This window comes from Methanobrevibacter sp. (genome assembly GCF_015062985.1).
Taxonomy (GTDB): domain Archaea; phylum Methanobacteriota; class Methanobacteria; order Methanobacteriales; family Methanobacteriaceae; genus Methanocatella.
Window position 1 is genome coordinate 1 of sequence record NZ_SUTI01000032.1, and the last position, 9,431, is coordinate 9,431.

Here is a 9,431-nt window from a genome sequence, read left to right on the forward strand (position 1 = left end):
AGTTAGAAGAGGTTGTGGAGACTGGGGTTGTGTTTGTGGAAGAGAACACACCGTACCTTTCAAAGTACAAGGTAAAACCAGTAGTGTAAGTGTTACCTTAATGCCAGCTCCTGCAGGTGTAGGTTTAGTTGTTGGTGATGTTGGTAAAACTATTTTAAAACTTGCTGGAATTCGTGATGTATGGTCTCAAACTTTCGGACAAACCCAAACCACTGTTAACTTTGCTAATGCAGTATTTGATGCTTTAAAAGAATTAAGTAATGTAAAAGCTACCAAAGAAGACCTCAAAAAAATGGGAGTCAATTACTAGATGGTGATTACTATGTTTTTGGTTATTAGAGTAAGAGGAACTACTGGTGTCATTAAGAATATTGCTGACACTTTAGACATGTTAAGACTTAACAGAATCAGCCACGCAGTAATCGTTGAAGAAAATCCTAGTTATGAAGGTATGCTTCAAAAAGCTAAGGACTACATCACTTGGGGTGAAATTGATGCTGAAACTTTAGCAGCAATCATTGCTAAAAGAGGTAGACTCCCAGGTAATGTAAAAGTTACCGATGAATACGTTGCTGAAAATACTGATTATAAGGACATTGCTGATTTAGCTAGTGCTCTTATCGATTCAAAAGTTAAATTAGCTGATGTTGGAATTAAACCTGTATTCCGTTTACACCCTCCAAGAAAAGGATACGAAGACATCCGTTTATCTGTAAAAGAAGGTGGATCTTTAGGTTACAGGGGAGAAGAAATTAAAGATCTTGCAAAAAGAATGCTTTAAATCAGGTGTATATTTATGATTAGAACAAAACGTAAAATTAACAAACAAAGAGGTTCTAGATCTAACGGTGGAGGCTGTACCAAAAAACGTAGAGGTGCAGGTAACAAAGGTGGTAAAGGAAAAGCAGGTATGGGTAAACAACACTGGACCTGGACTGTAATCCACGATCCTGACCACTTTGGTAAACACGGTTTTAAAAGACCTCAAAAAATGATTAAAAAAGTTAATGCTGTTAATTTAAGCTACTTAGAAGAACAAGCTGATAATTTAATTGCAAGCGGTAAAGCATCCAAAGATGGAGATGCTATTGTTATCGATGTAACTGAATTAGGATATGACAAAGTTTTAGCTAAAGGTAGTATCTCTAAAACTTTCAAAATTTCAGCACCTAAATTTTCAGCATCCGCTATTGAAAAAATTGAAGAATTAGGAGGAGAAGCTATAGAGTTATAGCTTTTATTCTCTTTATTTATTGAGGAATAAAATGTCTGCGCTAGAAGTATTAGAACCAATTTTTAAGGTTGTTCCTGAAGTTAAATCTCCTGTTCACAGAGAAGATTTCAATGAAAAACTTAAATGGACAGGTTTAGTTTTAGTTTTATACTTTATATTAACTCAAATTCCATTGTACGGATTAGCTCCAAACGCTATCGATTCATTCGCTCAATTAAGAGCTGTAATGGCTGGAAGTGCTGGTTCAATCCTTGCTTTAGGGATTGGTCCTATTGTTACTGCATCAATTGTTTTGCAATTATTAGTTGGTTCAAATCTTTTAGAATTGGATTTGTCTTCACATAAAGATAAATCTCATTTCCAAGCTACTCAAAAAATCCTATCTATTGTTTTCACTGTATTTGAAGCAAGTGTTTTGGTATTAACTGGTAACTTACTTCCTATAGACGGTTCATATACATTATTATTAATTGTTCAACTTGTTTTGGGTGCTATAATCATCATCTATCTGGATGAAGTTGTTTCAAAATGGGGTTTTGGTAGTGGTATTGGTTTATTCATTGCTGCTGGTGTATGTCAAGCGATTATTGTAGGTACATTCAGTATTCTTCATGGATCTGATGGATTATTTGCAGGTATCCTCCCTAAATTTATCCAAATGGCTGCAGCTGGCCGTCCTGACTTTTCAGTTTTAATCCCATTAATCGCCACAATTATTGTATTTATGGTGGTTCTTTATGGTGAAGCTATGAGAGTGGAAATTCCTATTTCCCATGGTAGTGTCAGAGGTCATGGTAGAATAAGAGGATCCGTCGGTAAATATCCTTTGAAATTCGTATATTCAAGTAACATGCCGGTTATCTTAACAAGTGCATTACTTGTAAACGTTACTTTATTTGCAAATATTTTCCAGAAAATTGGTTTCCCTATTTTAGGACATATTGATGCAGGAAAACCAGTTGATGGTATTGCTTGGCTTTTATCTACTCCAAAGTTAGGGATGTTTGTAACAGAACCGATTCATGTTCTCATCTATGCAATATTTTTCATTGCATGTTGTATATTCTTCTCATATCTATGGGTTGAAATCAGTGGTTTAAATGCTAAAAAGATTTCAGAACAACTTTATAACTCAGGTATCCAAATTCCTGGTTTCAGAAGTAGTAAACGTCAATTGTATAAAATTTTAAAGAAATATATTCCTGCTCTCACCATTATCAGTGGTGTTTATGTAGGTCTTATTGCGTTCCTTGCAGATTTGACCGGTGCTTTAGGTGGAGGTACTGGTGTATTGCTTACTGTAGGTATTATTCATAAACTTTATGAAGAAATGGCTGAAGAACAACTTATGTCAGCAAATCCACTTCTTAGAAAATTCTTAGGGGATTAAATTTCTCCTATCTTTTCTTTTTAACATTAACAGAGGGATTAAATTGAAATTAGTAGTATTAACAGGTATTCCAGGTTCTGGAAGTACAACATTACTTAATAAAGCACTTGAAGAAGTTGATTATGTGCACTTAAATTACGGTGACATAATGACTGAAATTGCTATTAAAGAAAACATTGTGGAAGATAGGGATTCTTTAAGAAAATTACCAGCTGAAACTCAAAAAGAAATTCAAGCTAAGGCTGCTAAAGAAATTAAAGAAAGATCTGAAAATGATAATGTTATTGTCGATACTCATTGTACTATCAATACTCCATCCGGGTTCTTACCGGGTTTACCAATTTGGGTATTGGAACAATTACAACCAGATCGTTTCATATTAGTTGAAGCAAATCCTGATGAGATTATTTACAGAAGATTAAACGATGAAACTCGTCAAAGAGATGTTCAAAAAGCAAAAGAAATTAAATTACATCAAGAAATGAACAGGGCAACTTCTATGGCTTATGCTACATTAACAGGAGCTACTGTCAAAATTGTTGAAAATCATGATAATCATTTAAATTCATCAGTTTCTAAGTTAGTAGATGTTTTAAATTTATAGGGGTATAATTATGGTTGATATAATGGGACCGATTTATGGCGCATTGAATGCAATTTTCAATCCGATTCTTGCCATAGATCCTAATCCAGCTAATCCAGCTTTAACAGTTTTAATTATTGCATTTATTGTTTCATTGATTACCACAATAGCCAATAAATATCTGGTGGATCAGGATGCATTAAATGAAAAGCAAAAAGCTATGCAAGAGTTTAATAAGGAACTTAGGGATGCTCAAAAAAGAGGAGACGGTAAAAAAATTGCAGAACTTCAGGCTAAACAGGCTGAAATGATGAAGGACCAGACTGCAATGATGTCAGAACAGTTCAAACCAATGTTTGTGACTTTTGTTCCGATTATTTTAATATTTTTCTGGATGAGATCTTCTGCAATTCACAATTTAGTTGTAATTTTACCTCAAACTGTATATTGGGTTACATTAACTCCGATTTGGCATGCATTAGGAAGCGTAATGTATGGTGGTAAAGCAACTATCCCATATGGTATTGGTTGGTTGTTATGGTATATGATTTGTACTTTTGGTATGAGTCAAATCTTAAGAAAATTCTTAGGATTCAAACAAGGGTTCTAAATCAACTTTTAACTATACATTTATTAATAAGAAGAAATATATATTATAGTATTCTATATTGAATACGCTATTACACAATTATTAGATATTTTATTAAATTATTATTAAAGGTGATTATATGCCTGCAAATAGGTTTAGATCAAGATCATATAAAAGAATTCATAAAAACACTCCTGGTGGAGAAAATGTTTTAAGATATAAAAAGAAAAAACCATCTAAGCATGTTTGTGCTGAGTGTGGTGCAGTATTACATGGAGTTCCTCGTGGACGTCCATATGAAATTGGAAAATTATCAAAAACAGCTAAAAGACCTAACCGTCCATTCGGTGGGTACTTATGCTCAAGTTGTGCTCGTAAACATTTCAAAAACGAGGCTAGAAAATAATGATAATTACTATCGGCGGATTAGCTGGAACTGGAACTACTACCCTTGCTGAAGAGTTAAGTAAAAGATTGGAGATTCCATATATCTCTGCGGGTTTCATTTTTAGAGAAATGGCTGCGGAGCATGGAATGAGTGTTCTTGAATTTAGTGAATTTGCCGAAGGTAATGACGATATTGATAAGGAAATAGATGAAAGACAAGCTTTAAAGGCTAAATCAGCAGAAAACTTAATTGTTGAAGGCAGATTATCAGCATTTTTTGTTGATAATGCGGATTTGAAGATTTGTTTAATGACTCCTTTTGATGTACGTTCCAAAAGAATAGCTAAAAGGGAAGAAAAGTCTGTTGAAGTAGCAAAAAGCGAGATTATTACTCGTGAAAAAAGTGAAGCTTTAAGATACAAAGAAATCCATAATATTGACATCAATAATATGGATGTTTATGATTTAGTTATAAATACTGATAGCTTTGATCCAAAAAGCATATCAGAAATCATTATTCAAACATTAAAGGTGATATAAATGGCATCAATCGAAGTAGGTAGAGTATGTGTTAAAACTGCTGGTAGAGAAGCAGGCGAAAAATGTGCAATCGTTGAAATTATCGATGAAAACTTTGTTGAAGTAATTGGTGAAGCTGTAAAAAACAGAAGATGTAATATTGCTCACTTAGAACCAACCGAAGATTCTATCGATGTTTCCGGTGATGCAGAATCTATCAAAGCAGCTTTAGCTGACTTATAAATGAATAATTAATTTATTCATATCTTTTTTTTATTTAACTATTTTTTTATATTAATACACAAGGTTTTTTCATGAAGTTTGATATGGTAACCAAATCAAAAAGTTTTACTTCTCAGGATTTCGGATGCAAGCCTGAAGAAAGGGAAATTACAGATTACATCTCCAAAGGAGTAATCAATTTGGACAAGCCATCCGGTCCGACTTCTCATGAAATAGACTCTTGGGTTAAAAGAATTTTGCCGATAGAAAAATCAGGGCATGGCGGAACATTGGATCCCAAAGTAACTGGAATTTTGCCGGTTGGTTTGGATGATGCGACAAGAGCCATTCAACTGCTTTTGACTGCTCCCAAAGAGTATGTCTGTCTATTGACTTTCCATCATGATGTCCCTGAAGAGAGAATTCGTGAAGTCTTTGCAGAATTCACTGGAAAAATTTTCCAACTTCCACCTGTAAAGTCTGCTGTAAAGCGCGAATTGAGAACCCGTAACATTTACTATTCCACAATCTATGAAATTGAAGGCAGAGACGTGCTTTTCAGGATAGGTTGTGAAGCAGGAACATATGTCAGAACCTATTGCCACAATATAGGTGAGGCATTGGGTGTTGGAGCTCATATGGCTGAACTCAGAAGAACTCAGGTAGGGTCATTCAATGAAAAAAATAATCTTGTAACCCTGCAGGATGTTACCGATGCGTATCATTTCTGGATAGAAGATGGCGATGAATCATTCCTGCGTGAAGCTATAATGCCAATGGAAAGGGCTGCGGATTACTTGCCGAAAATTGTTATCAAGGACTCTGCTGTTGATGCGGTTTGCCACGGCGCCGATCTTGCCTGCGGAGGAATAGCTTCTTTAGCGGATAGCATTCAAAAGAATGATATTGTTGCAATTGAAACTCTTAAAGGGGAATTGGTTGGAGCAGGAAATTCCTTATTGAATTCCAATGAGATTTTGGAATCAGATTCAGGTTTTGCAGTCAATGTTTCCAAAGTATTCATGAAACCTGATACATATCCTAGACTTTGGAAGTAGATTTGAGACAATATCTTTATATGAGCCTGAAATAAATTATTTTTTAAAGTAGTTCAGGTGGTACTTATTTTTAATAAGAGGATAATCATTGCTGCAATTCTGGCATTAATCGTTATTTTTTCAGTCATGATAATGGCATATAATACTAATTCTATTGAAGATTCTCAAAGCAATTCATCCGGCGGTGCCTATCGTGTAAATATCACTTCAGAGATGAACGGCAGTGATTTGGGGTCTGTTGAAGTTATTAAAAATGTCGGAAACCCCAATTCTAAAAGAATAGCCTATGTTGTTGGTGTTCATCCATTGGAACATGAAGTGCATGAAACCCTGGTCAAAATTCTTCCGAACATGACTGGCCTCAACTATTGCTATGACATCTATATAATTAATGTGACTAAGGATGTGGGTCAGTATGGTGACGGCTTGTCTGATTCAGAAAGTCCCGGCAGGCAAAACGGACAGGAACTTGCTTATGAATATGTATATCCTGAAATCAGGAATGGAAATTATGAATTGGCTATTGATGTTCATTCAAATGTGGGTGCATATCCTTATCGGACATTCGTGTTCAGTCCGGTTAAGGAAGGCCTTAGTGTAGACTATGCCAATGAGATTGCACAAATGTGTCAAAACATTTCATATTACACGCCGGATTCAACAACAAGCGGACCCTTTTTGACAGTTCCCTTAAATGAAAACGGTATTCCCTCATTTTATTTTGAAGAGTATAGCTTCGCTCCGCAGGACGTAAAGGATGAACACATCTTGGAATTGATTCATGCGGTGGATAGTTTGAATATTTAAAAAAAAGAATTTAGTGGGAAGCTAGAAAGCTCCTCCACCTCCACCACCTGATCCTCCTCCGAGGCCACCGAATCCTCCGGAATCGGATGATGGATTGATTGTATGTTCACTTGTATTGTATGCGCTATGCCAAAGGCCATATCCTCCATAATAGTGATACATGAATATGCCGTCATCATATTCGGATATGTTTGGCACCTGCAGTTTCATGGATTCGTAGACTTCTTCAGCTACTCCAAGAGCGGTACCATAAATAAGGTACTTTTTCCAAACGACTATGGATTCTGGAGGGTGTTCTTCCATTAAACTGTTGTCCTCTAAGAACTTCTTGAAGTTGTCCCATTTGAGGTAGAAGACTCTGCCCTCTTCGGTCCATCTTCCCATGATATCCTCATCGAGGAACATGAGGACAAATGAGAATATTATTAGGAATATTCCCCCTGCAAGACAGTATAATCCATTTCCAAGATTTGTTAAAAAACTTAAAATAATGAGAATAACTCCGAATACGAATCCTCCTGCCACTAAAAATGCATTGATTGTTGAACCGGTATCATCAAAGTAGTACGGTTTTTTTATCTTGCTTTCGACCTTATTTTCCCATTTTCCAATGTTGTCGACAAACCATTGCGCTTCTGATTCTGAAGATAATTGGCCGTTCAATGTGGACAGGTTTAATGTGTTGTCCCTTGCGAAATGTGATAGGATATTAAACACGATTTTTTCGCTGCTGCTTAATTCGTTTTCCTTATCATGATTGAAGGTTAATATAAGGTCTTTCATTCCGCTGCTGGCATCCTCTTCAGTGAATAATTTTAATATTTTCCGGTCAATAAGATTCATAATCGACGCTTCAAATCCTTTTATGTTAGGTTTTCCGATATCACTTTTGTTTTCAATGAGTGCATTGATTATTTCCGGCGGATCGTTTGTAGGCAAGTCCCTTTCATAGATTCCATCATAATCAACTTTCGGTTCCCTACCATATCTGAAGTATGTGAATGCCGCACCAATAGGACTGAAAAGTGATAGCAATCCTAAACCGAGATAGGTTGTGTTCCAGAAGTTTCGTCCATTGACGCTGTCTTCCACGTTTTTGACTATCATATCCCTGCCGTTCATATTCTCATGCTTTGCATATGGAGCATCGTCAAAGTCATCACTTGGCATTAACGCTACCAGTTCGTAAAATTCTCCTTTAGGAATGCGTGTGGATTCAATGCTTATCATGTCTCCATATAATTTGCTTTTAGCAGTGTATTCATCAGGATTCACGAAAAATTCATTTCCTTCTTTTCCAGGCAGGTTAACAGTAGCATCCAAGTGCCCAACATCAACGTCCCATTCACTTCCCCATAGCTTATAGTGGAGTCCTCCGACATCGTTGAATAGGGTAACGACATTTTTCATGTCATATGAAATCAGAACGGCAACTGAACAGTCCCTTATTTTTTTGGTGTGTCCTGCATCGGAATAGAGATAAATCTTCAAATGTTTTTGTCCGTTTTCATCACTTACCTTCAATATCGGATATGCCCCTATTGCAGACACTTTAATGTTTTCCACACTCTCTCCGGATTTTAGGGGGATGTCCCTATAAACCCCATTAAATTCCCCGTCAAATGTATAATCGTATTCTTCTTCTACATGCAGCAGGCCGTTTTTTTGTACAGTCAGTTCGATTATTGCATTTTCAATGCTGTAGCTTCGATCGTTACTGGCCGAAACGAGCGTTACTGTTGATAACAGTATTATCAAAATGAAGATTATACAAAATGCCTTTTTAACATTCATATATTTTCTCCGATTCAGAACTTAACTTCAGGAACTGCTCTTTCTGCTTCAGGTGCTTCAAAGAAGTTTTCTTCTTTAAAACCAAATATTCTTGCCATAATGCTGCTTGGGAATTGTTGGCAGGCATTGTTGTATTTCATTACTACATCATTATAGAATTGCCTTGCATAGGATATTTTATCCTCTGTTTCGCTTAATTCAGTCTGCAATTGTTGGAAATTGCTGTTTGCCTTAAGTTCAGGATAATTTTCTGCAACGGCAAATAATGATTTTAATGCTCCAGTCAATTGATTGTCTGCAGCACTGGCTTCTTCTACAGAAGATGCATTCATGACATTTGCTCTTGCTTTAGTAACTTCTTCAAGAACTCCTTTTTCATGACTTGCGTAACCTTTTACAGTTTCCACAAGGTTCGGAATTAAGTCGTTTCTTCTTTTGAGTTGGACATCAATTTGCGCATAGCTGTTCTTTACGCGGTTTCTAAGTCCAACGAGATTATTGTACATGTGTATAATTGTTGCTACAATAAATATGATTGCTATAATTAATACTATCATTAATATAAGGTCCATTTTATCACCTAATTTATATCTTTATTTATATTAAAAATATATTTTGCCTTTTAGATTTAAATTAATAATTATTATGGGAAAATATTATTTTTTTTCAAAATATCATCTTTAAACAATACCTTTATATAGGTGTAAGTAAATATATTATCTTATCATATTATTCTAGACGATATGATGTGCAAGTATTTGCTAACTATTTTATGCCGAGATAGTCTAGCCTGGTAAGGCGCGAGACTGGAAATCTCGTGGGCGTTCAGCCCTCCTGGGTTCAAATCC

At 35.7% G+C, this 9,431-nt stretch carries 12 protein-coding genes and 1 pseudogene; 11 read left to right on the plus strand and 2 right to left on the minus strand.

Annotated elements, in window-relative coordinates; genetic code table 11:
* From rps5p to E7Z77_RS09350, 11 genes and pseudogenes are all read left to right on the plus strand, one after another.
* A pseudogene (rps5p, locus tag E7Z77_RS09300) lies at positions 1 to 310 on the plus strand (30S ribosomal protein S5); the annotation flags it as partial.
* A 12-nt stretch (positions 311 to 322) separates the two neighbouring features.
* The gene (locus E7Z77_RS09305; RefSeq protein WP_292753337.1) at positions 323 to 781 is read left to right on the plus strand and encodes a 50S ribosomal protein L30; all 459 of its coding nucleotides are present in this window, start codon (positions 323 to 325) and stop codon (positions 779 to 781) included.
* Between the two features lie 15 nt (positions 782 to 796).
* Positions 797 to 1,234: an uL15 family ribosomal protein gene (locus E7Z77_RS09310; protein WP_292753340.1), complete on the plus strand. Its 438-nt coding sequence runs from the start codon at positions 797 to 799 to the stop codon at positions 1,232 to 1,234.
* Between the two features lie 31 nt (positions 1,235 to 1,265).
* On the plus strand, positions 1,266 to 2,624 hold the full coding sequence (gene secY / locus E7Z77_RS09315) for a preprotein translocase subunit SecY (protein WP_292753343.1): 1,359 nt from the start codon (positions 1,266 to 1,268) through the stop codon (positions 2,622 to 2,624).
* 43 nt (positions 2,625 to 2,667) lie between these two features.
* Positions 2,668 to 3,228, plus strand: a complete 561-nt coding sequence (locus tag E7Z77_RS09320; RefSeq protein WP_292753346.1) for an adenylate kinase — start codon at positions 2,668 to 2,670, stop codon at positions 3,226 to 3,228.
* A gap of 10 nt (positions 3,229 to 3,238) precedes the next feature.
* The gene (locus tag E7Z77_RS09325) at positions 3,239 to 3,817 is read left to right on the plus strand and encodes an EMC3/TMCO1 family protein (RefSeq protein WP_292753349.1); all 579 of its coding nucleotides are present in this window, start codon (positions 3,239 to 3,241) and stop codon (positions 3,815 to 3,817) included.
* A 118-nt stretch (positions 3,818 to 3,935) separates the two neighbouring features.
* Positions 3,936 to 4,202, plus strand: a complete 267-nt coding sequence (locus E7Z77_RS09330) for a 50S ribosomal protein L34e (RefSeq protein ID WP_292753352.1) — start codon at positions 3,936 to 3,938, stop codon at positions 4,200 to 4,202.
* On the plus strand, positions 4,202 to 4,723 hold the full coding sequence (gene cmk, locus E7Z77_RS09335) for a (d)CMP kinase (RefSeq protein ID WP_292753355.1): 522 nt from the start codon (positions 4,202 to 4,204) through the stop codon (positions 4,721 to 4,723). Before E7Z77_RS09330 ends, cmk begins: the two co-directional genes overlap by 1 nt.
* A complete protein-coding gene (locus E7Z77_RS09340; protein ID WP_292753358.1) occupies positions 4,724 to 4,945 on the plus strand; it encodes a 50S ribosomal protein L14e in 222 nt (73 codons plus the stop codon).
* A 71-nt stretch (positions 4,946 to 5,016) separates the two neighbouring features.
* Entirely contained in the window at positions 5,017 to 5,982 is a 966-nt protein-coding gene (locus E7Z77_RS09345) for an RNA-guided pseudouridylation complex pseudouridine synthase subunit Cbf5 (protein WP_292753361.1), read from the plus strand.
* Positions 5,983 to 6,039: 57 nt separating this feature from the next.
* Positions 6,040 to 6,789 carry a hypothetical protein gene (locus E7Z77_RS09350; RefSeq protein ID WP_292753364.1) on the plus strand — a complete coding sequence of 250 codons (750 nt, stop codon included), beginning with the start codon at positions 6,040 to 6,042 and terminating at the stop codon, positions 6,787 to 6,789.
* Positions 6,790 to 6,810: 21 nt separating this feature from the next.
* Here the strand turns inward: E7Z77_RS09350 and E7Z77_RS09355 are convergent, their stop codons facing one another.
* Positions 6,811 to 8,583, minus strand: coding sequence for a DUF2207 domain-containing protein (locus tag E7Z77_RS09355; RefSeq protein ID WP_292753367.1), 1,773 nt, complete (start codon positions 8,581 to 8,583; stop codon positions 6,811 to 6,813).
* A 14-nt stretch (positions 8,584 to 8,597) separates the two neighbouring features.
* A complete protein-coding gene (locus E7Z77_RS09360) occupies positions 8,598 to 9,155 on the minus strand; it encodes a LemA family protein (protein WP_292753371.1) in 558 nt (185 codons plus the stop codon).
* Positions 9,156 to 9,431: the final 276 nt, after the last annotated feature.

Bases quoted from the DNA above. Each gene is read 5' to 3' on its own strand.
- E7Z77_RS09330 (WP_292753352.1), top strand. From the start codon at position 3,936: ATGCCTGCAAATAGGTTTAGATCAAGATCATATAAAAGAATTCATAAA.
- E7Z77_RS09355 (WP_292753367.1), bottom strand. From the start codon at position 8,583: ATGAATGTTAAAAAGGCATTTTGTATAATCTTCATTTTGATAATACTG.
- E7Z77_RS09325 (WP_292753349.1), top strand. From the start codon at position 3,239: ATGGTTGATATAATGGGACCGATTTATGGCGCATTGAATGCAATTTTC.
- E7Z77_RS09345 (WP_292753361.1), top strand. From the start codon at position 5,017: ATGAAGTTTGATATGGTAACCAAATCAAAAAGTTTTACTTCTCAGGAT.
- cmk (WP_292753355.1), top strand. From the start codon at position 4,202: ATGATAATTACTATCGGCGGATTAGCTGGAACTGGAACTACTACCCTT.
- E7Z77_RS09340 (WP_292753358.1), top strand. From the start codon at position 4,724: ATGGCATCAATCGAAGTAGGTAGAGTATGTGTTAAAACTGCTGGTAGA.
- E7Z77_RS09305 (WP_292753337.1), top strand. From the start codon at position 323: ATGTTTTTGGTTATTAGAGTAAGAGGAACTACTGGTGTCATTAAGAAT.
- E7Z77_RS09310 (WP_292753340.1), top strand. From the start codon at position 797: ATGATTAGAACAAAACGTAAAATTAACAAACAAAGAGGTTCTAGATCT.
- secY (WP_292753343.1), top strand. From the start codon at position 1,266: ATGTCTGCGCTAGAAGTATTAGAACCAATTTTTAAGGTTGTTCCTGAA.
- E7Z77_RS09360 (WP_292753371.1), bottom strand. From the start codon at position 9,155: ATGGACCTTATATTAATGATAGTATTAATTATAGCAATCATATTTATT.